The 22,774-nt window shown below is 62.4% G+C and carries 20 protein-coding genes and 3 pseudogenes; 16 read left to right on the plus strand and 7 right to left on the minus strand.

Translation table 11 applies throughout. The annotated features are described in order from the left end of the window. Positions 1-34 precede the first annotated feature (34 nt). On the minus strand, positions 35-784 hold the full coding sequence (locus ACF8R4_RS23735) for a FadR/GntR family transcriptional regulator (protein ID WP_060497036.1): 750 nt from the start codon (positions 782-784) through the stop codon (positions 35-37). Positions 785-969: 185 nt separating this feature from the next. On the opposite strand from ACF8R4_RS23735, the gene ACF8R4_RS23740 reads away from it, so the two are divergent. The 3 genes and pseudogenes from ACF8R4_RS23740 to ACF8R4_RS23750 form a co-directional block, all read left to right on the plus strand. Next, the gene (locus ACF8R4_RS23740) at positions 970-1,620 is read left to right on the plus strand and encodes a DUF998 domain-containing protein (protein WP_104834593.1); all 651 of its coding nucleotides are present in this window, start codon (positions 970-972) and stop codon (positions 1,618-1,620) included. Positions 1,621-1,694: 74 nt separating this feature from the next. Then, complete coding sequence (locus ACF8R4_RS23745; protein ID WP_060497038.1) at positions 1,695-2,024, plus strand: hypothetical protein; 330 nt, start codon at positions 1,695-1,697, stop codon at positions 2,022-2,024. 117 nt (positions 2,025-2,141) lie between these two features. Continuing rightward, positions 2,142-2,249: pseudogene (locus ACF8R4_RS23750) on the plus strand (LysR family transcriptional regulator); the annotation flags it as partial. 11 nt (positions 2,250-2,260) lie between these two features. Here ACF8R4_RS23750 and ACF8R4_RS23755 read toward each other — a convergent pair. After that, positions 2,261-2,457 (minus strand): annotated as a pseudogene (locus ACF8R4_RS23755) (EamA-like transporter family protein); the annotation flags it as partial. A 96-nt stretch (positions 2,458-2,553) separates the two neighbouring features. Here ACF8R4_RS23755 and ACF8R4_RS23760 point away from each other — a divergent pair. From ACF8R4_RS23760 to ACF8R4_RS23800, 9 genes are read left to right on the plus strand one after another with little or no spacing between them, the layout of a single operon-like run. After that, complete coding sequence (locus ACF8R4_RS23760; protein WP_060497040.1) at positions 2,554-3,063, plus strand: MarR family winged helix-turn-helix transcriptional regulator; 510 nt, start codon at positions 2,554-2,556, stop codon at positions 3,061-3,063. Between the two features lie 36 nt (positions 3,064-3,099). Then, a complete protein-coding gene (locus ACF8R4_RS23765; protein WP_060497041.1) occupies positions 3,100-4,029 on the plus strand; it encodes a GNAT family N-acetyltransferase in 930 nt (309 codons plus the stop codon). Between the two features lie 50 nt (positions 4,030-4,079). After that, positions 4,080-4,946, plus strand: a complete 867-nt coding sequence (locus tag ACF8R4_RS23770) for a class I SAM-dependent methyltransferase (protein ID WP_016713824.1) — start codon at positions 4,080-4,082, stop codon at positions 4,944-4,946. Continuing rightward, positions 4,936-6,573, plus strand: coding sequence for an FAD-binding oxidoreductase (locus tag ACF8R4_RS23775; protein WP_060497043.1), 1,638 nt, complete (start codon positions 4,936-4,938; stop codon positions 6,571-6,573). The genes ACF8R4_RS23770 and ACF8R4_RS23775 overlap by 11 nt, the downstream gene beginning before the upstream one ends. Next, positions 6,570-7,334 (plus strand): hypothetical protein, encoded by a 765-nt coding sequence (locus ACF8R4_RS23780; RefSeq protein ID WP_060497044.1) that lies wholly within the window; start codon positions 6,570-6,572, stop codon positions 7,332-7,334. Before ACF8R4_RS23775 ends, ACF8R4_RS23780 begins: the two co-directional genes overlap by 4 nt. A gap of 20 nt (positions 7,335-7,354) precedes the next feature. Beyond that, on the plus strand, positions 7,355-7,993 hold the full coding sequence (locus tag ACF8R4_RS23785; protein ID WP_060497045.1) for a peroxiredoxin-like family protein: 639 nt from the start codon (positions 7,355-7,357) through the stop codon (positions 7,991-7,993). A 56-nt stretch (positions 7,994-8,049) separates the two neighbouring features. After that, positions 8,050-9,714, plus strand: a complete 1,665-nt coding sequence (locus ACF8R4_RS23790; protein ID WP_104834591.1) for an NAD(P)/FAD-dependent oxidoreductase — start codon at positions 8,050-8,052, stop codon at positions 9,712-9,714. Next, positions 9,714-11,201, plus strand: coding sequence for an amidase (locus ACF8R4_RS23795; RefSeq protein WP_164524619.1), 1,488 nt, complete (start codon positions 9,714-9,716; stop codon positions 11,199-11,201). Before ACF8R4_RS23790 ends, ACF8R4_RS23795 begins: the two co-directional genes overlap by 1 nt. A gap of 23 nt (positions 11,202-11,224) precedes the next feature. Further along, entirely contained in the window at positions 11,225-12,574 is a 1,350-nt protein-coding gene (locus tag ACF8R4_RS23800) for a cation:proton antiporter (RefSeq protein ID WP_060497048.1), read from the plus strand. A gap of 2 nt (positions 12,575-12,576) precedes the next feature. Here ACF8R4_RS23800 and ACF8R4_RS23805 read toward each other — a convergent pair whose 3' ends face one another. From ACF8R4_RS23805 to ACF8R4_RS23815, 3 genes are all read right to left on the minus strand, one after another. After that, a complete protein-coding gene (locus ACF8R4_RS23805; RefSeq protein WP_060497049.1) occupies positions 12,577-13,158 on the minus strand; it encodes a hypothetical protein in 582 nt (193 codons plus the stop codon). Between the two features lie 293 nt (positions 13,159-13,451). Further along, the gene (locus ACF8R4_RS23810; RefSeq protein ID WP_060497050.1) at positions 13,452-14,744 is read right to left on the minus strand and encodes a sorbosone dehydrogenase family protein; all 1,293 of its coding nucleotides are present in this window, start codon (positions 14,742-14,744) and stop codon (positions 13,452-13,454) included. Next, entirely contained in the window at positions 14,741-15,169 is a 429-nt protein-coding gene (locus ACF8R4_RS23815; RefSeq protein ID WP_060497051.1) for a DUF2231 domain-containing protein, read from the minus strand. The genes ACF8R4_RS23810 and ACF8R4_RS23815 overlap by 4 nt, the downstream gene beginning before the upstream one ends. A 162-nt stretch (positions 15,170-15,331) precedes the next feature. On the opposite strand from ACF8R4_RS23815, the gene ACF8R4_RS23820 reads away from it, so the two are divergent. Further along, on the plus strand, positions 15,332-15,631 hold the full coding sequence (locus tag ACF8R4_RS23820; RefSeq protein WP_082426311.1) for a hypothetical protein: 300 nt from the start codon (positions 15,332-15,334) through the stop codon (positions 15,629-15,631). Between the two features lie 348 nt (positions 15,632-15,979). Here the strand turns inward: ACF8R4_RS23820 and ACF8R4_RS23825 are convergent. Beyond that, positions 15,980-16,171: pseudogene (locus tag ACF8R4_RS23825) on the minus strand (SAM-dependent methyltransferase); the annotation flags it as partial. A 99-nt stretch (positions 16,172-16,270) separates the two neighbouring features. After that, a complete protein-coding gene (locus tag ACF8R4_RS23830) occupies positions 16,271-18,457 on the minus strand; it encodes an OsmC domain/YcaO domain-containing protein (RefSeq protein ID WP_392493600.1) in 2,187 nt (728 codons plus the stop codon). 244 nt (positions 18,458-18,701) lie between these two features. Here ACF8R4_RS23830 and ACF8R4_RS23835 point away from each other — a divergent pair, with 244 nt between their 5' ends. From ACF8R4_RS23835 to ACF8R4_RS23845, 3 genes are read left to right on the plus strand one after another with little or no spacing between them, the layout of a single operon-like run. After that, entirely contained in the window at positions 18,702-19,157 is a 456-nt protein-coding gene (locus tag ACF8R4_RS23835; RefSeq protein ID WP_060497053.1) for a (2Fe-2S)-binding protein, read from the plus strand. Continuing rightward, positions 19,157-21,406 (plus strand): molybdopterin cofactor-binding domain-containing protein, encoded by a 2,250-nt coding sequence (locus ACF8R4_RS23840; RefSeq protein WP_392493601.1) that lies wholly within the window; start codon positions 19,157-19,159, stop codon positions 21,404-21,406. Before ACF8R4_RS23835 ends, ACF8R4_RS23840 begins: the two co-directional genes overlap by 1 nt. An 18-nt stretch (positions 21,407-21,424) precedes the next feature. Continuing rightward, entirely contained in the window at positions 21,425-22,768 is a 1,344-nt protein-coding gene (locus tag ACF8R4_RS23845) for a cytochrome c (RefSeq protein WP_060497055.1), read from the plus strand. The last annotated feature ends 6 nt before the right edge of the window (positions 22,769-22,774 follow it).

A 22,774-nucleotide genomic window follows, 5' to 3' on the forward strand; every position in this document is an offset into this window, starting at 1 on the left:
TTTCTTTTGGCAGTGTCCGCAGGCAAGGGAAACGTCAGGCCCCTTGCGCCTCAGCCTGTTCATGCACCTGACGCAAACGCTCCCGGCTATTGCTCAGGTGCATGCGCATGGCCATCTTCGCCCCTTCGCTGTCACGCCGGGCAATGGCTTCGTAGATCGCTTCGTGCTCATGCATCAACCGGCTCATGTAATGCGCCTGGTCATCATGGGCCAATCGCGCCGAATTCAGCCGGGTACGCGGGATGATGCTGGTACCCAGGTGGTTGATGATGTCGGCGAAGTAATGGTTGCCGCTGGCCTGTGCAATGCGCAGATGAAACTGGAAGTCTGCCGACACGGCATCGTTGGCATGGGCCGCCCCGTCGTTGAGTTCGTCCAGCGCCGCGCGCATGCCTGCAAGCTCTTCATCGCTGCGCCGCTGTGCCGCCAGGCCTGCCGACTCGATCTCAAGGGCAATGCGCAATTCCAGCACTGCCAGCACTTCACGCAGGGTGACCACGGTGGCCGGGTCGATGCGAAAGCCCCCTGTGGCCGGCGCGTCCAGCACGAAGGTGCCGATGCCATGACGGGTCTCGACCTGCCCGGCGGCCTGTAGCCGCGAGATCGCCTCACGCACCACGGTGCGGCTGACGCCCTCCTCAGCCATGATCTGCGATTCGGTCGGAAGCTTGTCGCCACGCTTGAGCTGGCCACTGCGAATGCGCTCGGTCAACACCGTGACCAGTTCCTGGGCCAGACTACGCGGCTTGCGCCGGGTCCTTGCCTGTACCTGCTGCTCTGTCATTGCCCTGTGTTTCACCTTGAAAGACAGCGCTCATCATAGCGCATGCAGTTGTACGATCACATACACCCGGTGCGGTATTTATTGCGCATCCCTGTCGCCCCACCTCGGGAAAAGCTGGCCCAAAGCCAGTGCAAGCCTGTACTGTGCGCCTTTGCGCTCACTCATCCATGGAAGGAAGACCCGGCATGAAAGTCCACGACCGCCTGCTGCTCGCCAGCGGCCTGCTGATCCCCCTCTGGCTGCTGGCCGGTGTATGGCTCACTGCCCAGGCCTACCCCGGCTACGACCACCTGCAACAGGCCATGAGCCAACTCGGCGCCGTTGGCTCGCCAACCCATAGCTGGTCGCCACGGGTCAACAACTTCCCCTTGGCCGTACTGTTCGCACTGTTTGCCTGGGGCCTGGCGCGGCGCTGGCGTCACTCCAGACTTGCACTGCTGAGTGCGGGCCTGGTGTTGCTACACGGTGTCGGCAGCCTGGGCACCGGCTGGTTCCCCTGCGACCAAGGGTGCGCTCCGGCGCAGCCGTCTACCTCTCAGCAACTGCATAACCTGTCTGGCCTGCTGATGTTCCTCTCATTGACCCTGGCCAGCGCCTTGTGGGCCTGGCTGGGCAATCGCATTGCAGGCTCACCGGCTCTGTCGTTGTTCTCCCTGGCCTGCGTGGTACTCGCGATCGTTACCGTCGCCCTGATGGGCCAGGCGGTAGAAAGCGGCCAGTTGTTCGGCCTGTACCAACGCCTGAACTATGGCGTGTCGGTGATCTGGGTCGCCGGCCTGGCCTGGGCCAGCCTGCGCAAGCCTGCCACCAACCCGCTGCGCATGGCGGTGATCTGACGGCAAACTGCTGGCCCCCGGTCTTGAAAAGGGAAGGCAAACTTCCTTCCTCTTCATATGCTTAGGACAGCAACATGCGAGTACTTCTAGCATCGTTGGCCGGTTGCCTGCTGGCCACGCTCGCTTTCGGCGCCCAAGCCCGGGCGCCAAGCCAGAACGATCGCCACACCTGCACCTGGGGGGCGCAGATAGCCGCCGAAGCCCAACAGGCCAAGCTTTCCGGGGTAACGCTCTATGCCACGCGAAAGAAGCTGCAGGTACGCAAATTCCCCAAACCGTGGATGCGCATGACCGCCTTCGGTATCACCGAACAGACCTACAACAGCCGCTCGCGGCTAAAGCCGTCGGCAATCAGGCAGACGTACTATGAACAATGCGTTCAGCATGCTGTGGCAAGAAGATAATTTGTTATTTATCAGATTTTTATGTGATAAACCTTAGAATAAGTCTTGAATAACGATAGCCCGCATCACGGCCGTCAAGGGGCTCCGGCCTTGAAGCCTGATAAAGCCATTCACCCCATGGATGAACTGCGCAAGATCGACCTCAACCTGCTGCTGGCTTTTCACGCGCTGCTCAGCGAGAAACATGTGACCCGCGCCGCCCTGCGCCTGCACCGCAGCCAACCGGGGGGGGCTGATCAACCTTCTGGCTGCTTCACCACCGTTGCGGCACCGGCCGGTGTCGCCGTCGTCCAGGTGCCCTCCACCAGCAGCACGCCGCATAAAATCAGCACCACCGGACACATACAGAGCCCTCCAGAACACCCCCTACCCACAGCCACCAACGCCCCTGCAGCGCCTTGCCCATGTACGGTGCAGGCACCCTGAGAACCATGAAAATCAGCCATGCAACGCAATAATTCAACCGCTGTCGCAGCCATGTAACACAGACACTGTTGACTTACTAAGGCACCAAGATAAACTGCGCCTTATGAATATTCTTGAGAACAAGCATCACATCATGCTCGACGCACTGGCAGAGGCCCCTGCCGACGCCAGGCAAAGCGTGCGCCTGTGTTTCGAACTGCTGTCCGCGGCTGCGGCAATCAACCGCGTGTGCGCGGTGCGACTGGCTCGCCATAACCTGTCAGAGGGGCGTTTCGCCATCTTGCTGACGTTGCAAGCGGCTGGCGGACGCTTGTCGCCGCTGGAACTGGCGACGCGTCTGGCGATCACTTCGGGCACAGTCACCGGCCTACTCGACGGCCTGCAAGGCGACGGCTTCATCAAGCGCCGCAAGGATGCCCATGACCGTCGCAAACTGAGCATCAGCCTTACCCCGGCAGGTGTTGCTGTCCTGGACGCGGTATTCGCCGAACACACCGACTGGATCGGCACGATCATGCACACGCTGGACCACACACAACGGGAAGCCCTTTCCGCCACGCTACAGGCACTTTCGGCTAGCCCTGCCCTGGCATTGCCACCCGACAAGGACTGAAGCCAATACACCCGTCAAACCACATGGAGGTGGATGATGTTGCAGAATCAGAGCGTACTGGCACGAATCGGCAGGAAGCCGCGCGTGCACAGCGAGCGCGACCAGGTAAGGCGGCGCCAGGCCTGGCTTGAAGCCTGCCTGCCAGCAGCACTTTACCGGCGGCTGTTCATTCACCGCCTCTCCAACCACCCGCTAGCCATTGAAGGCTTCAGCTTTCGACCGGTGCAGAATCTGTACGAACTTGAGCAGGCCCTGCGCCTGGTCAACGACAGCTATGCCCGTCGCGGCATTGCTACCGTGTGCCGCGCCGGCATGCGCTTCTCACCCTTTCACCTGCTACCTGGCACCACCACGTTCGTGGCACTGAAAGGTGACCAGGTGGTGGGGACCGTATCTCTGATCGAAGACTCGCCGCTCGGTTTGCCGCTGGAAGACGTGCATGTCAATGAAGCTGTGTTGCAACGCCTGGACGGTGGCCGCCTGGCCGAAGTCGGCACCCTGGCGGTCTGTAGCCACTACAAAGGCAAAGGCGTGCCCCTCATGCTGTACAACGCCATGTTCCGTTGGGCCATGGACCATCGCCGGGTAAATAGCCTGCTGATCGCCGTGCACCCTCGCGCGGCCAGCTTCTACCGCAACGTGCTGTTCTTTTCGCCCATTGGCCCTGTGCAGACCTACACCAAACTCAACAATGCCCTGTCGCTACCCCTGGCGTTGAACCTGAACCAGGCACGCCAGGTGTTCGCCAAGGTCTACCAGCACCCAGGCCTTGGCTTTACCGTCGAGCAGCAGCACACCGATCTTTTCGACTTCTTCTGCGCCCGGCATTTCCCGCACATCCAGTTGCCCGTCACGCCGCCTCAAACCCACTGGAGCACTGACGAAGTGCTCACCCACATGGCACGTTGCGGCACTTCGCCGCGCCATCTGACGCCGCGGGTACGGCGGGTTCTGCAATTGGATTGAGCAGCCCGCCCCGCGCTCCACACCACACGACTTTCATGGAGGATACGTTCATGGACATGGGATTGCTGCGCGCGATCTACAGGGAAATTACCCTCAGGCACCCGCTGGTGCGCACGCCTGAGCCTGATCTGGTAATGGCCGACGACGCCTGTGTCTCGGCTTACGCCGACAGTGCAGGCCAAGGCCAGGCGCTGTCCGGTACGTACCTGTACCACTGCGCCCAGATGTGTGCACTGATCAAACCCGGCGATGTCGTGCTGGACATCGGTTGTGGCCCGGCCAGCCTGTTGCTGCAACTGGCCCGCCTGAACCCGAGAGCCGAATTCATCGGCACCGACCTGTCAGCCACCATGCTAGAAGTGGGGCAGGCCTCGATTCGCCAGCAAGGCATCGACAACGTCGAACTGCGCGAGGAAGACATGACTCGCCTGGCCGGTATCGCCGACCGTAGCGTTGACGTGGTGATCTCTTCGATGGCGCTGCATCACCTGGCCGACCTTGCTCAGCTGGAAGCCACGTTTCGCAACATCGCACGCGTGCTCCGCAATGACCGGGCCATCTACCTGAACGACTTTGGCCGGCTCAAGTCGGTAGAGTCGGTGGACTATTTCGTCAGCCGCGCCAGTGATGGGGCCGACCAGGCCACACTGCTCGACTACCGCAATTCGCTGTTGGCTGCTTTCTCTCTGGAAGAATTCCAGACCCTTGCCGCCAGCTACCTGGGCCCCTGTGCCAAGGTTTACAGCACGGCGGTCAGCCCTCTGATGATGGTGATCCGCACACCCAAGCGGCGCTGTGTGGCAGCGATGAAGGGCGAATTTCGGCGACGCTACCGCGATTTGCCACGCAGCCGTCGGGCCGATGTCGACCAACTGCGGCTGTTCCTTGGCATGGGAGGCCTGGCAAGTGCGTTCTGAGCCGCAGGGGCTGCAAGCCGCCTTGGCAGCCTGGCGCGCGGTGCTGGGTGACGCCCATGTACAGAGTGACGCCAGCACGCTGCGCCAGCTGAGCCAGGACACCATGCGCTCGCCCGCCCATGCCAGTGCCAGGCTCAGGCCAGCCAACAGCGAGCAGGTAGCTGCCTGCCTGGCCATTGCACACCTGCACGGTGTCGCGGTGCATCCGGTCAGCACAGGCCACAACTGGGGCTATGGCGGCGTTGCAACGCTTCACGAGCGCTGCGTGCAACTTGACCTGTCGCGCATGGATAAGATCCTTGCCTTCGACGAGACTCTGGGCGTGGTCACCCTTGAACCAGGCGTTACCCAAGCCGCGCTGGCCGATTACCTGGCCAGTCGCAACCTGCCATTCCTTACGCCAGTCACCGGCGCAGGACCCACCTGCAGTGTGTTGGCCAACGCGCTGGAGCGCGGCTTTGGCATCACACCGTTAACGGACCACTGGCAAGCAGTCATGGGCCTTGAAGCCATTCTGCCCGATGGCCAACGCTATCGCTCGCCGATGTGGGCAACGGGCACAACCGCCTGCTTCAAATGGGGCATCGGCCCCTACCTGGACGGCCTGTTCAGCCAGAGCGGGCTGGGGGTGGTGACAAACATGTCGATCGCCTTGGTCAAGCGCCCACAGGTCGTGCAACCGTTCTATTTCTGGGTGGATTCGGCAGCACAGCTCCCGGCCGCCCTCGATGGCATCAAGCGCATTCTGGAACGTTGCGGCAGCCAGGTGGGCGGCATCAACCTGATGAACAGCACGCGTCTGCTAAGCATGGCCTACGATACCCGGCCCCTTACCCAACTGAATCAGGCCGAACGCAACGCCGCCGCGCAATCGCTGGCATTACCCGCCTGGATGGGGGTAGGTTCGATCTACTGCGAACAGGCGCAGCTGGCCTCGCTCAAGGGCATCATCCGCAGCGAACTGCGGCGGTTCTGCAGCCGTTACCTGTTCCGCAGCGAACGCCAGCTGGCGCTGGCGGAGCGTGCCTTGCGTCTGCTGCCGGGGACCTGGTCCAGGCGTTGGCAACTGACCTTGAGCAAACTGCGCATGGGCGTTGAGCTGATGGAAGGCCAGCCGAACCAGTTGGCACTGCCGCTGGCTTACGCCGCAGGTGCGCAACCGCAGCAAGGCACCTTGCTTGACCCGGCCCGGGACAACTGCGGCCTGATCTGGTACGCGCCTATCCTGCCTCTGCGCAGCCAGCAGGTAGCCACCTTCGTCTCGCACATGGAACAGGCTTGCGAAACCCATCGCATGCCCTGCCCGGTTACCCTCACCACCTTGTCGGGCCGCGCAATCGACTGCACCGTGCCGCTACTGTTCGACCGCAACGATGCTCCCGGCAGCAGCCGCGCCGAAGACTGCTACCGGCAGTTGTTCCGCACGGGTAAAGAGCAAGGCGTACTGCCCTACCGGCTTCCCCTGGCCTTCATGGGCTTGCTGAGCGAAACACAAGCGTCTGCCTGGCAACTCGGACAGCGCATCAAGGATGCGCTGGACCCAGAGCACCTGCTCGCGCCAGGGCGTTACTGCCCGTTGGCGCCAGCCCTCCACTGCCAACCTGCTGTGATGGAGCCTCAGCAATGACTGATGATCGCAAGTCCCTGATCGACCTTGGCCAACTGCCAACCCGCAACCTGGCCGAATGCCTGGCCGTGGATCAGGCGACACTGGCCAATGCCCTGGTCACCCGGTTACCTGCGGCGCTGGTCGCGCAACTGGCTGCCTGCGCTGATCAGGTTCAGACGCTGGGCCTGTCAAAAAAGATTGCAGCCATTGGCCTGGCGCTGGGCCAATGGCTGGAACATGCACCCGCCCCCCTGCGCCAGGAGGTGTTCGAGCAATGCTGTGCGCACCCGTCCGACACCGTTCGCAGCTGGGCAGCCTTCGCTCAGGCACACCTTTCGCGCACGCTGCCTGCACAAGACGCCCTGCTGGCGCAGTTGCGCTTCGCCCGCGATGAGCATTTTGGTGTACGCGAATGGGCCTGGATTGCCCTGCGCCCACGCCTGGCACAGCAGTTGGACACCGCCCTGCCGTTGCTCAGCCGCTACGCAGGCGACGCAGACCCGCTGGTGCGACGCTTTTGTATCGAAATCCTGCGTCCACGTGGCGTCTGGTGTGAGCACATAGCCGCGCTCAAAGAACAACCGGAAGTGGCCGAGCCGTTGCTGGTGCCGCTGTTGGCCGAGGCTGAAAAGTACGCCCAGGACTCGGTCGCCAACTGGCTTAACGATGCCAGCAAAACCCGACCCGATTGGGTGCTCCAGCTGTTCCAGCGCTATCCCCCCGGCTGCAAGGCCTCGCAGCGAATCCACGCCCGAGCAACCCGAAGCCTGCCCCAGTGAATCACCACAAGGAGAGAAGCATGTCACTCAAGGAAAAACTCGACGCCATCAAACAGCAGATGGGCCAACTGCCCGCCGACGTGCTGGAAAAATTCAGCACGTCGCTACAGGCCTTGATCGCACGCCACCCCGAAGCCCATGCACTGAAAGCCGGTGACCGCGCACCACTGGCCGTGTTGAAGGATGCGGATGGCAAGGCGGTAGACCTGCATGCCTTGCTGACACGCGGCCCATTGGTGCTGGTTTTCTATCGCGGCCTGTGGTGCCCGTTCTGCAATGCCGCGCTTGGCGAATACCAGCAGATGGTGGGTGACCTGGCCGCCAGCGGTGCCACCTTGGTGGCTGTCTCCGCCCAGAGCCCTGCCGCCACCGGGAAAACCCGTGAAGCCCTGGGGGTGCGCTATCAACTATTGAGCGACCCCGGCAACCAGTTGGCGCGCCAGTACGGCATCGTCTTCGAACTGGAACCGGAGCTCGAGGCGGTGTACCGCTCACTCGGTGCAGACCTCAAGGCCCTCAATGCCAGCGACGACCTCAGTTTGCCGATGGCCAGCGCATTCGTCATCGGCCAGGACGGTCACATACGCCGGGCGTTCATCAATGTCGACTACTCCGAGCGCGCCGAACCCCAGGCACTGATCGAAGCCGCCAGCCACTGAGCGCCACTCCCCGGCACCGGTTTTCCCGGTGCCCCACCCCATCACGGACTGATGACATGAAACGTATCGCTATCATGGGGGCCGGCGTGGCCGGCCACCTGGCTGCCCTGTACCTGCGCAAGCGCTTGCCTGGCGTAGAAGTGACGCTGATCGGCCGCCCGGACCGCAAGCGGCCGATCGTCGGTGAGTCGACGGTCGAGCTGACCACCCACTTTTTCAAAGGTATCGGCCTGGGCAGCCTGCTTGAAGAAAAGCATTACCACAAATACGGCCTGACCTATTACCTGAAACTGCGCAACAACCCGGAGTGCCGTAACTACGTGGTCCATGAGGCACCTGGAGTGATCCGCATGCCCGCCTACAACCTCAACCGCTTCAGCTTCGACAAAGACCTGCGTGCCATCGTGGCCGACCAGCAGGTGCAATTGATCGAGGCCGACGTGGCTGCGGTCGACCTGCACGAAGGCGAGCACACCCGTCACCGCCTGACCCTGCGCAGCGAAGCGCAAACCTGGCAAATGGACGCCGACTGGGTGGTCGACGCCACCGGCCGCAACCGTTTCATGGCCAAGAAGCTGAAGCTGCACAAAGAGCCGACCTACCAGCGCAGCACGTTCTGGTTCCGCCTTCGCCAGTTTGATCGCAACATCCTGCACAGCATCAACACCCACAAGGACAAGCATCACTGTTTCGATCCGTACTACGTCACCCATCACTTCTACGGCAAGGGCTACTGGATCTGGCTCATACCCATGCGCAGCGAAGACGGTGCCGACATGATCAGCATCGGTATTACCTACCGCCCGGACATGATCAACGAACGGATTGGCACGCTGGAAGCCTTCAAGGAAAGAGTCATGGCAGACCACCCGGTGATCACCGAGCTGATGGCATCGGGCGAAGTCATCGACCAGCACGCCATGTACAACTACATGTACGAGGCCAACCAGTACTACTCCACCGATGGCTGGTTCCTGATCGGCGATGCAGCGTTCACCTTCGACCCGGCCAACAGTGCTGGGCTGGCCTATGTAGCCCAGCAGATACCGCAAGTGGCCGCCATGATCGAGAAAGACATCCAGGGCACGTTGACGCCCGCCTATGTCAATTGCCTGGAGTCGCACATCCAGGCGCAACTGGCGCTTCAGGACACCTGGAGCAAGTGGTACGAGGTAATGGACGACCCGTTCCTGATGGGCTGGACGCTGCTGTTCGCCAACATGGCGTACTTCCATGTGGTGTTGCCCATGTATGTCAGCGGTGACTTTCTGGACGGCCATCAGGCCCAGCAATTCGCCGATTTGTTGCCACGCTACACACGGGACCTGCAGCCATCACCGCTGCCCTTTGCCTGCCTGTTACGTGAAGTACGCCGTTCCAATCCGGGCATCAGCCCGCAGATGATCCCCAACCTGTATTCGCGTACCATCAACTTCGCCCTGTACAAGGCCGACAACCAGGCCCGGCCGCGATACGCCGCCAGCTACTTCCTGCGCTCGGCGCTGCTGCGCTTACGCTTGATGCGCATGGTGCGCTGGAGTTTGGCGCCTCGCCACCTGAAACTGCTGGCGCGGCATAGCCTGGGCACGCTGCAGGACTTGGGACGCGCTACCAGCCTGCGGCTGATGCCTTCACTGTTTTACAAGTACGGCGAGGCGCCCGAGCTGCTCAAGTCGCCGTTCGGCAGCGACGGCGGCTTCCTCGACCTGGCGCGCCACTGATGGGCGTGCCCATGGCCGAAGCCGGCGGCGACGCACTGGTGGCTCTTAGCGGTGTGCGCCTGGCTGCCGGGGTCCGTGATGGCACGCTGTCGCCGGTAGCACTGGTCGAACACAGCATCCGCCGCTGCCAAACCGTGCAACGGCGCTGCAACGCGGTGGCAGTGGCGCTGTACGACCAGGCGCGGCGGGCCGCCGAAGTTGCCGAACGCCAGCGAGACCAAGGCGTCCCGCTGGGTCGACTGCATGGCGTGCCCTTCAGCTTCAAGGAGGGCCTGGGGCTGGCCGATGCGCCCAAGACGTGCGGCTCACGCCGCCGACAGCACAAGGTTGCCGGGTTTACCGCCACCGCCGCGCAACGTCTGATCGATGCGGGCGCCATTCCGGTCGCACTGGGTAACCAGGCCGAGATGGCGCTATGGCCAGAAACCGATAACCCTGTCTACGGCCGCACCAGCAGCCCCTACCGGAACGACCGGAGTGCCGGTGGCAGCAGTGGCGGTGATGCCGTGCTGGTAGCCAGCGCTTGCGTGCCTTTCGCGCTGGGTACCGACGGCGGTGGCTCGGTGCGAATCCCGGCTGCCTGCAACGGCATTTTCGGCCTCAAGCCATCACGGGGGTTGGTGCCACTGACCGGGCATCTCCCCTTGGACGAACGCGGCCTGGGGCAGCCGAATGCCATGGCCATCGCCAGGCACTTTGCTGCCGGCCCATTGTGTCGGCATGCCGAAGACCTGCCCGTGCTACTGGAGATCATTGCCGGGCCTGACCAACTGGACCGCAATATTATCGACAGCTACGTACACCGCCCGCCGCCTGCAGCATTGCAACGCCTGTACCTGTGCCAGCCCGAGCGCCTGGGCTGGGGAAGCCGGATTTCGCCGGCCGTGGTTCAGGCACTGGATGACGTGGCCCACCACTATCAAAGCCAAGGCACCCATGTCGAGCGCTGGCTACCCCACGCACTGAACGATGCGTTCGCCATCTGGTTGGCCGTGCTCAAGCAGGAAACCGGCGTGCGCCTGGCCGACATTCTCGGTGACGGCCAGCCTGTGGCGCATTTGGCGCATGCCTGGCAAGCACTGCTCGGCCAACCGCAGCATGCCGCCGGACCTTGGCTGGCAACCGTGCTCGACAGCCTGGGCGAATGCCTGGGTAACCCCGGCCTTGCAAGGCAGCTACCCAAACGCGATGCCCTGTTATACGCGCTGACCGAACGGCTGGATGGCAACAGTGTACTGGTCCTGCCAGCGTTGCCCGGCACCTCGCCCGAGCATGGCCATGCCCTGCGCTACCCGGGGGATATCGGCTACACCGCGTTGTTCAACGTACTGGGCCTGCCGGCCCTGACGGTACCCATGGGGCGCCTCGATCAAGGCTGCCCGGTGGCCCTGCAGCTGGTGGCCGGCCCCGGCCAGGAGCCTGTGCTGCTCGACGCAGCACGCTCACTGGAGCTCGCATTCGGTGGCTGGATCGCGCCGCCCTTCTGACCCAACACACTCGGGACACCATCATGCCCAATACCCTTCACGCCAGTACCGTGCAGCTCGCGCCAACGGCGCCGGCACAGTCAGCCGTTGGCTCCCAGGCCGAACACCTGACCCTGATGTTTCTGTTGCAGCTCATCGTGATCTTCAGTGTTTCGCGGCTGATCGCCTGGTTCAGCACCCGCCGCTTGGGCCAAACGCCAGTCGCCGGCGAAATCCTTGCCGGGCTGGTGCTAGGCCCAAGCCTGCTCGGCTACTTTTTTCCTGAGCAACTGGCCGCGCTGTTCGTACCGCAAACGGCCACTGCCTTCGTGGTCACTGCACAAATCGGCCTTATCCTGCTGATGTTCCAGGTCGGCCTGGAGTTCGAGTTCGGTGCGCACCTCAAGGGCCGCAAGCGTTCGGTCATCATCATCAGCATGGGTGGGCTGCTGGTACCCTTTGCCAGCGGCATGCTCACCGCCGAGTACTTCTGGCAGCAAATCAGCGGGGACAGACCGCCCCTGCTGGCGTTCCAGCTGTTCTTCGCCACGGCACTTTCAATTACCGCTCTGCCCATCCTCGGGCGCATCTTCATGGAATTGGGCCTTTCGCGCTCGCGAGTCGCCACCCTTACCATCGGTGCGGCGGCAATAGACGATGTCTGCGGCTGGCTCATCCTTGGTGGCGTTACATCGCTGATCGCCTCGCAGTTCAACCCTTGGGCTTCGTTGGCCCGGGTGCTGGCGCTGGGCTTGTTCATTGTGCTGGTGATCGGCCTGGTGCGACCACTGATCATGCGCTGGATCCTCGGCGACCTGGAGCGCCGACCGCTGACGGCCCAAGGCATATCGCTGATGCTGATCATCCTGCTGGCCAGCGCGACCGTGACCAACCTGATCGGCGTGTTCTCGATCATCGGAGGTTTCATTCTCGGCGTTGCCCTGCACACTGAACGCCGCTTCGTCCAGCAGTGGAATGCCAAGGTCAGTGGCGTGGTCAACGCATTCTTCTTGCCGATATTCTTCGCCTACACCGGCCTGCGCACGGATGTGGGTGCCCTGGAAGGCACGACCGCACTGTGGAATTGCCTGCTGATCTGCCTGGTGGCCTTCGCCAGCAAGTTTTTCGGTGCCTACGGAGCCAGCCGCCTGCTTGGCGAAAGCCGCCGTGATGCGGCGCTGATAGGCGTGTGCATGAATACCCGGGCGCTGATGGAGCTGGTCGTGCTGAATGTCGGCTATGACCTGGGCGTACTTCCCAAGGAGTACTTCACCCTGTTGGTGATCATGGCCATCATCAGTACTTTCATCGCCTCCCCCTTGATCCGGCTGCTCACAGCACATTCTCGCACCCCACGTTCGACCTCGGAGGCAACCGAGGTCGGCAGCGGCTGAAATCAGCGTGAGGTTTCGACACGCAGCACTTCGGTGTAGATCGCGTCGACAGTCTGACCGACCTTGAGGTTCTTCATGCGCGCCTGCAGGTCCGGGTTCTCGACCTTGACCACCTGCAGCTTGCCCTCTGGCGGCAGCAGGCTTACTTCATGTTTGGCGAGGTCGATCTTCTTGATCTGCGAGGTAACCCTGACCTGGCGGAAGGCCTCGCCGCCCGGGTTGGGGTTTTGCGCCGTGGCGCGAATGGTGCCGGACTCCTCACTGGCCTTCGGCGCCCCGCCCACATCCGTGTTGAGCACATAGGCCACGGCACGGGTCACGAAGATGTCGACCTGGTCCCCCACCTTGAGGTTGGGTAGGGCCTTGGCCTTTTCAGTCAGCTGGAACGTCACATCCTTCCTGTTATCTGGGCCCTTCACCGTGACCTGGCGGTTGGCCAGGTCGATGGCGGTGACCTGCGTGGTCACGTGACTTTCCAGCGCCTCGCTGGCAATCGGGATATCTGCAGCGTGCGCGGTGAGGCTGGTAGCGGACACCAGTGTGGCCAAAGCAACAGCACGCGCAAAGGAGCGAATCGGGTTCATAGGCCTGCTTCCATGTGATCAAGACCGGATAGGGACGCGAAATGTTCGCGCGCCAACAAGCATAGACCCTGTCCGCCAACCTGCTGGCGCGACGTATTTCGTCCCATTTTCGTCATGCCCACCCTTGTAATAGCAAAAGCGAACTCTTTAAGAACGTGTTCGACCGGGATTACTATGCCTCGGCACATGGCTCGGTAGACCTGGTTACCCCAGGGGCGCCCCGTACGCTTGAGGCAAGCTTCAATTATCGCTTCTGATACCGAATGGGGCCGCCTTGCGCAGCCCCGAAAGGTTCAGCGATTACGCGTCACCCGCCACACCGTATTCGCCAGGTCGTCAGCGATGATCAACGCCCCACGCGGGTCCACCGTTACCCCTACCGGTCGCCCACGGGTCTTGCCATCCTCACCCCGGAAGCCAATGGCGAAGTCGATCGATTCCCCCGTGGGCTTGCCATCGCGGAACGGCACGAAGATCACCTTGTAGCCCACCGGATTTGGCCGGTTCCAGCTGCCGTGTTCACCCACGAACACACCCTCGGCGAAACGCTCGCCCATGGCCGGTATCGAAAAATCGACACCCAGCGCAGCAACATGCGAGCCAAGGCTGTAATCCGGCTTGATCGCCGCCGCCACTTTGTCCGGGTTCTGCGGCCGCACCCGCTCGTCGACGTTCTGCCCCCAATAGCTGTAAGGCCAACCATAGAAGCCCCCCTCACGCACCGAGGTCAGGTAATCCGGCACCAGATCGGGGCCTAGCTCATCACGCTCGTTGACCACCGCCCACAATTGCCCGGTCTGCGGCTGGATGGTCAAGGCCGTCGGGTTGCGCAAACCGGTGGCATAAGGACGGTGGGCGCCCGTCTCGGCATCGACCTCCCAGACCATGGCGCGGTCGGCCTCTACCTCCAGGCCCCGTTCGGTGATGTTGCTGTTTGAACCAATGCCCACATACAGGTAGCGGCCATCCGGGCTGATCGTCAGCGCCTTGGTCCAATGGTGGTTGATTTCGGCAGGAAGGTCAGTGAGCTTGGTGGGCGCTCCATCAGCCTGGGTCTGGCCGTCCCGGTAGTCAAAGCGCACCAGCGCATCCTGGTTGGCCACGTACAGTTTGCCGTCGGCGAAGGCCAGACCATACGGCGCATTGAGGTTTTCCGCAAACACCGTCTGCACCTCATAGGTGCCATCACGGTCGGCATCGCGCAGCAAGGTCAGGCGGTTGCCGCCTTTGACCTGGGTGTTGCCTTTGGCCTTGATCTGGCTGGCGATCACATCCTTTGGCTTGAGCTTGGCTGCACTGCCGCCCCGCCCCTCGGCGATCAGAATGTCACCGTTGGGCAGTACCAGGCTCTGCCGCGGTATCTTCAGGTCGGTAGCGATGGCCGTGATGCTGAAGCCTTCCGGCACAGTCGGTTTCTGCTCACCCCAGGCAACCGGCCGAGCAATCCTCATGCTTGGCAGCAAGCTGCGCTCGGGGGCTGGCAGCTTCGGGTCCGGGCCCAGCGCCTGGGTCGCCTCACCATCGCCGCCGCACGCACTCAACAACAAAGCCACGCCCAACAGGCTCAACGCATGCAAAGGCTTCATGCTGCACCTCCTGAGCGCAAGTTGCTCAAGCCGGTCCAGGCAGCGATTACCGCGAGCACCGTGACGATTGCCGACAGCACCAGCCCGGATGGCATCACCGCCCAAGCATCCTTGGCATGTTCAAAGGCATTGATCAGGCCGAGTACCCAGGTCATCAGCAACAGCACGAAGTACAGCGTCGGTCGCCCACTTTTGCGCGCTGCCCGGATCAGATTGGCCAGCGCGAATAAAAGTGCCAGCCCGCAGAACACCAGCCCACCGGCGATCAACCAGGCGGCGAAGTTGCTCCATTGGATCTGGTAGCTGTTCAGGTAGGCGATGTCGCTTAGCAATGCGCCGAGAAACAGCGGCACACTGCCGGCCAGCAGCAAGGCGTGAAGCGGGCTGGGTGTAAAACGATAGAGGGTTTGGTCAGGTGTGGTCACAGTGCCTCCTTTTCATTCAGTGACCCAAGGACTGATGGGCTATTGCCACCAGGCACGCACAGGTTGCGCTAAGCAAAGGAGCCCTGTGGCGGCGCGATAGTTCACCGTTTCGCTGGAATGAAATATCCTGCAAGGTATTTGGCACCTGCCCCAGGAGCAGACATGTTTAGCAAAATCAAAGACGCGCACGCCCCCTTTGCACTGACCACCCTGCTCGCCTTTTGCCTGGCACTCACTGCTGGCTGCTCCAGCAAAAACAGCCAGGCACGCTATACAGCTTCTACCGTAGGCTCAAACTGCTTTGCCAAAGCGGTCCCCTCAGCCGGAGAAGGCGGTTTGGCGTGGGGGAATACCCTGAACATTGCCCGCCAGAAGTCGTTGAACAACTGCGTGCGCTATGCCACCCGGTCAGGAGGCACGCCTAGAACGTGTCAAGTGGTGATGGCCAAGTGCAAAAATTAAGAGTTTATGCACTACCAATAAAAACGGAACCTTACTACAAGTATAACCAAGCTGTCCTACTGCATTAAACACCACAACTATCAGACTCAAAACCCGACAACATACTCTTACACTTCCCGCCTCGACGCTCCTGCCTTAATCAAGGCAATGTCCTGCACTTGAAGATCAGCTGAAGATTCATTCACCACACTTCATTGATCAAGAAAGTTTCATTCTCCAACCAACTGCCTTTCTGGGCCGTGCTGTTCCCTTACAACTTGACCGTCGCCATCTGTTGGTACTTCATCTGCAAGCTCTTCAATGTCCGCGCGGCACCGCCACCCGCCGAGGCTTTTGAAAGTGTGCCGGCTAACGCCCGCGAATGATCAGCACCTCAAGGTATGCGCTGGGTACCACCAACGATGAAGGCCCTCCCACATTACTCTCATCCAGCAACTGAGTAAGGTCTCGCTCCAAAGCACTGGGCTTCTCCGTATCCAGCGAAGCAAACGCCTTGTGCATCGGCCCATACCAGGTACGAAACACCTCAATGAAATGCGCCATGTGTAGCCAAGCAGTTGGGGCTGCTACGCAGCCCCAAGGCTTAACTGACTGGCACCACGGCGAACCCGCTTACACGGTGTCTATGGGAGCGCTTACTCAGGCGAACCTGGCCCGGGCTGCGTGCAGTTTCTTGTAGCTTTCGATCAAGCGCAGGTGGCGATCAAGGCCTTCGAGCTTCATGCTGGTCGGGGTCAGGCCATGGAAGCGTACGCTGCCGTCCACCGAACCCAGCACCGCGTCCATGCGCGCGTTGCCGAACATGCGGCGGAAGTTGGGCTCGTAGTCGTCCATTTCCAGCTCATCATCCAGCACTACTTCCAGCACCACGTTCAGGGCCTGGTAGAACAGCCCGCGCTCGACAGTGTTGTCGTTGAACTGCAGGAACGCCTCGACCAATTCCTTGGCCTCCTCGAAGCGTTGCACTGCCAGGCAGATCAGCAGCTTCAGTTCCAGAATGGTCAGCTGGCCCCACACCGTATTTTCGTCGAACTCCACGCCAATCAGCGTGGTGATGGTGGTGTAGTCATCCACATCGCAGTTGTCCAGGCGCTTGAGCAGCAGCTTCAGGGGGCGGCTTTCAAGGTTGTGCAGGTTGAGGATGTCGGCGCGGAACGACAAGGCGCGGTTGGTGTTGTCCCAGATCAGGTCCTCGACCGGGTAGATTTCCGAGTAGCCCGGCACCAGGATGCGGCAGGCGGTGGCGCCCAGGTTGTCGTAAACCGCCATGTACACTTCCTTGCCCAGGTCTTCGAGGATGCCGAACAGGGTTGCGGCCTCTTGAATATTGGAATCCTCGCCGTGGCCCGAGAAGTCCCACTCGACGAACTCGAAGTCGGCCTTGGCACTGAAGAAGCGCCACGACACCACGCCGCTGGAGTCGATGAAGTGCTCGACGAAGTTGTTCGGCTCGGTCAGGGCGTGGCTTTCGAAGGTCGGCTGCGGCAGGTCGTTCAGGCCTTCGAAGCTGCGGCCCTGCAGCAGTTCGGTAAGGCTGCGCTCCAGTGCCACTTCCAGGCTTGGGTGGGCGCCAAACGAGGCGAATACGCCACCGGTGCGCGGGTTCATCAGGGTCACGCACATGACCGGGAATTCGCCACCGAGCGACGCATCCTTGACCAGCACCGGGAAGCCCTGCTCTTCCAGGCCCTGAATGCCGGCAACGATGGCCGGGTACTTGGCCAGTACGTCCTGCGGCACATCCGGCAGGCACAGCTCGCCTTCGAGGATTTCGCGCTTGACCGCACGCTCGAAGATTTCCGACAGGCACTGCACCTGTGCCTCAGCGAGGGTGTTGCCAGCGCTCATGCCGTTGCTGAGGAACAGGTTTTCGATCAGGTTGGACGGGAAGTACACCACCTGCTCGTCCGATTGACGCACGAACGGCAGCGAGCAGATGCCGCGCGCCGTGTTGCCCGAGTTGGTGTCGTACAGGTGCGAGCCGCGCAGCTCACCGTCGGGGTTGTAGATTGCCAAGCAGTGCTCGTCGAGGATCTCGGCGGGCAGCGCATCGCGTGGGCCAGGCTTGAACCACTGCTCGTTCGGGTAATGCACGAACGGCGCGTTGGCCAGGTCCTCGCCCCAGAACTGGTCGTTATAGAAGAAGTTGCAGTTCAGGCGCTCGATGAACTCACCCAGCGCCGATGCCAGCGCGGCTTCCTTGGTGGCACCCTTGCCGTTGGTGAAGCACATCGGTGACTGCGCATCACGCACATGCAACGACCACACGTTGGGCACGATATTGCGCCACGAAGCGATCTCGATCTTCATCCCCAACCCGGCCAGGATGCCCGACATGTTGGCGATGGTCTGCTCCAGCGGCAGGTCCTTGCCAGGGATGTAGGTGTTGCTGTCCGACACCGGCATCAGCAGGCCCTGGGCATCGGCGTCAAGGTTGTCGACCACTTCGATCACGAACTCGGGGCCGGTCTGTACCACCTTCTTGACGGTGCAGCGGTCGATCGAGCGCAGGATGCCCTGGCGGTCCTTCTCGGAAATGTCTTCGGGCAGCTCGACCTGGATCTTGAAGATCTGGTTGTAGCGGTTTTCCGGGTCGACGATGTTGTTTTGCGACAGGCGAATGTTTTCGGTCGGGATGTCGCGGGTCTGGCAGTACAGCTTGACGAAGTAAGCCGCGCACAAGGCCGAAGACGCCAGGAAGTAATCGAACGGGCCTGGGGCCGAACCATCACCCTTGTAGCGGATCGGTTGGTCGGCGATCACCGTGAAGTCGTCGAACTTGGCTTCGAGACGGAGATTGTCGAGAAAATTGACCTTGATTTCCATGCGGGTTTACCGTGATTTAAGCGTGCAAAACGAAAGTGGCCGGCATTATCCGGGTTTTCAGCCTGGAAGTCCTGTTTACCTCGTCGCTTGCGCATTCCACCGGATTGCTTGCCTGATCCTCTGGACCTGCCCCCGCCACCAGACCAGCGGTCATGTCCCTGTGCTAGCGTTTCTTCTCTGGGGAACAACGTATTCCCCGCCCAGAAAAACACAGCGACAGCAACCGATGATTGGCAGGTGAACCATGGAACTACGCATCAACCAGAAGACCTACCAGGTCGAGGTGGACGCCGATACGCCCCTGCTGTGGGTAATCCGCGACGACCTGGGGCTGACCGGCACCAAGTATGGCTGCGGCCTGGCCCAGTGCGGCGCCTGTTCGGTGCTGGTGGACGGCAACGTGGTACGCGCCTGTGTCACCCCGGTGGCCGGCGTGGTCGGGCGCGAAGTGACGACCATCGAGGCGGTCGAAGCCGATGCCGTTGGCAAACGGGTGGTCGCGGCCTGGGTCGAGCACCAGGTGGCCCAGTGCGGCTACTGCCAGTCCGGCCAGGTGATGGCGGCCACGGCGCTGCTCAAGCACACCCCTAAGCCCAGTGACGCGCAGATCGACGCGGCCATGGTCAACCTGTGCCGCTGCGGCACCTACAACGCCATTCATGCTGCCGTGCATGCGCTGGCCCAAGGGGAGCAGGCCTGATGAACACGCCAGTCGATACACCGGCCGAACTCCTCAAACTGCAAATGGGCGAAACCGTCAACGTGTCACGTCGGCGCTTTCTTGCCGGCACGGCCGTTGGGGCCCTGGTGCTGGGTTTCGGGCTGCCCATGGGGTCGGCACGCGTACAGGCGGCGACTATAGGCGCCCCGCAACGCGGCACCCAAGTGCCCGCGTTTCTGGAAATTCGCCCGGATGGCACGGTGCGCCTGCTCAGCCCCTTCATGGAAGGCGGGCAAGGGCCCTTCACCGCCATGGCGCAGATCGTAGGTGAAGAGCTGGATGTCGACCCTGCCCATTTCGTGGTCGACAGCGCCCCACCGGGCGAAGCCTATGTCGTCATGGAAAACGGTATGCGCATCACGGGCGGCAGCATGTCGGTGCGAATGAGCTACCCGACCATGCGCCGCCTGGGTGCCCTCGCCCGGGCCATGCTGCTGCAGGCGGGCGCCCAGCAGCTGGGTGTACCGGTCGATGAGCTCTCCACCACGCCGGGTAACGTAGTACATACCACGACAGACCGTTCCATCCCCTATGGCGAACTTGCCAGCCGCGCCATGGACCTGCCAGTACCCGACCCGGACAGCGTCAAATTGCGCGACCCCAGCCAGTTTCGCTGGATCGGCAAGCCGGTGCGTCGCCTGGACGCCTACGACAAGTCCACCGGCAAGGCGCAGTACTGCATCGACATCAAGGTCGACGGCATGCTCCACGCCGCCGTGCAGCACGCGCCACGCCTGGGCATGACGGTGGGCAGCCTGCGCAACGAAGAGCAGGTCAAGGCCATGCAGGGTGTGCATTCCGTGCATCAGTTACCGGGTGCTGTCGCCGTGGTCGCCGAACGCTGGTGGCATGCCAAACGCGCGGTGGAGGCTATTCAGGTGGACTGGCAAGAGGCGACCGCCGACACCAAGGTGCGGGCGATGCCGGCAGACTTCTCCAGCGATGGCTGGCGCGAGCACCTGGCCACGGTCGAGGGCCCGGCACGTGATGAGGAGAACGAGGGCGATATCACGGGTGCCTTGAGCAATGCCAAGACCAAGGTCGAGGCCAGCTACCACAACCAGTACCTGAACCATGCCCAGCTGGAACCGCCCTCAGCCCTCGCCCGCTTCAACGCGGACGGCACCCTGGACGTGTGGCTGCCCAACCAGGCACCGGACATGTTCCGCGACGACATTGCCAAGCGTACAGGCCTGGAGGCTGCGCAGATCAACCTGCACTCGCCACTGCTGGGCGGCTTCTTTGGCCGCCACTTCCTGTACGACTCGGCCAACCCCTACCCGCAGGCCATTGCCCTGGCCAAGGCGGTTGGCCGGCCGGTGAAGCTTATCTGGAGCCGCGAAGAGGAATTCCTGCGCGATGTACTGCGCCCGGTCGCCGTGGTGAAATTCCGCGCCGGCCTGGATGCCGACGGCATGCCGGTGGCCCTCGAAGCGGTAAGCGCCACCGAAGGCCCGACCGAGGCCCTGGCCGGCAAGCAAGGTGAAAAGATCGACCCGACCGCGCTTGAAGGGCTGTCGGGCAAGGCCTACGCCATCGCCAACAAGCGCATCGCGCAGATCTACGTAAAAGGCCCGGCCATGCTCGGCTACTGGCGTTCGGTGGGTAACTCGCTGAACGACTTCTTCTACGAGTCGTTCCTCGACGAACTGGCCGACAAAGGCGGCAAGGACCCGTTCGAACTGCGCCTGCACCTGCTGCGCGACAACCCACGCCTGACCAACCTGCTGAACGCGGTCGCCGACCTGTCCGGTGGCTGGAAGCGCGGCCCTTTCACCGCCGAGGATGGCAGCAAGCGAGCACGCGGCGTGGCCATGGCCTCGCCATTTGGCTCGGAGGCGGCAGTCATCGCCGAGGTGTCGATCGAGAACGGGCAGGTGAAGGTGCACGACATCTGGCAGGCCATCGACCCGGGCAGCATCGTCAACCCGGCAATCATCGAGCATCAGGTGCACGGCGCCGTCGCCCTGGGCCTGTCGCAGACGCTGGTGGAAGAGGCGGTATACGTGGATGGCAAACCACGAGCGCGCAATTACGACCTGTACCCGATCCTGACGCCTTCACGCATGGCCCGGGTGCATGTGCGCATTGTCGAAAGCGGGGCGAAGATGGGCGGCATTGGCGAGCCTCCGTTACCGGCCGTAGCCCCGGCAGTGGCCAACGCCGTCGCGCAACTGACTGGCCAGCGCGTGCGCAGCCTGCCAATGAGCCGCCACACCTTCAGCTGACCGCACAAGGACCGCTCCATGACCCATCGTTTCGCAAGAACCGCTGGCTGGCTGGCGCTGCCGTGCCTGGTCGCGGCAGGCCTGATGGCCTGGTATGTCACCCGTGAGCCTGCCTCGCCGTTCGTCGATGCACAGGCCAGTGCCGCCGACCCGGCGCTGGTCAGCCGTGGCGAGTACGTGGCCCGACTCAGCGACTGCGTGGCTTGCCACAGCCTGCCGGACGGCAAACCGTTCGCCGGCGGGCTGGAAATGGCCACCCCGCTGGGGGCCATCCACGCCACTAACATTACCCCTGATCGCGACAACGGTATCGGCAGCTACAGCCTCGCCGACTTCGACCGCGCCGTGCGCCAGGGTGTCGCGCCCGGCGGCCGGCGGCTGTACCCGGCCATGCCCTACCCGTCCTACGCCAAGCTCAGTGACGACGATGTAAAGGCGCTGTACGCATTCTTCATGCACGGCGTGCAACCGGCCCGGCAGGCCAACCTGGCCAGCGACATCCCCTGGCCGCTGAACCTGCGCTGGCCCATTGCCCTGTGGAATGGCCTGTTCGCAGCCACCACGCCTTACGCCGACAAGGCCGGGCAGGATGCGCTGTGGAACCGGGGGGCCTACATCGTTCAGGGCCCCGGTCACTGTGGCAGTTGCCACACGCCCCGTGGCCTGGCCTTCAACGAAAAGGCGCTGGATGACAGCGGCAAACCATTCCTGGCGGGCGCCCTGCTCGATGGCTGGTACGCACCGAGCCTGCGTGCCGACCACAACACAGGACTGGGGCGCTGGCGCGAAGACGAGATTGCGCAATTTCTCAAAACCGGCCGCAACCGCCATGCCGTCGTGTTCGGCTCGATGACCGAGGCGTTCAACAACTCCACGCAGTTCATGAGCGACGATGACTTGGCGGCCATCGCCCACTACCTGAAATCGCTTCCCGGCGACCCGCAGCGCGACGGGGCGCCGTGGCAGTACGTGGCCGAGTCGGCAGCAACACAGCTCGACAGCCCGGGCGCACATACCTACGTGACCCGCTGCGCCTCGTGCCACGGGCTGGAAGGCAAAGGCCAGGACCAATGGATGCCGCCTTTGGCGGGGGCAACCTCGGCACTGGCAAAAGAAGACGCTTCGGCGATCAACATTACCTTGAACGGTTCGCAGCGGGTGGTGACGGCGGGGTTGCCTGATGCCTACCGCATGCCGGCGTTCCGGGAGCAACTGAATGACCAGGAGATTGCCGATGTGCTGAGCTTCGTGCGCACGGCCTGGGGTAACCTGGGCGGTGCCGTGAATGCACAGGCGGTGGGCACGTTGCGTGGGCACACCGACCCGGCCAGCAGCAGCCCGATCATTTTACATATGCGCTGAACGGGA

It is taken from the genome of Pseudomonas sp. FYR_2 (genome assembly GCF_043106425.1).
GTDB lineage: Bacteria > Pseudomonadota > Gammaproteobacteria > Pseudomonadales > Pseudomonadaceae > Aquipseudomonas > Aquipseudomonas monteilii.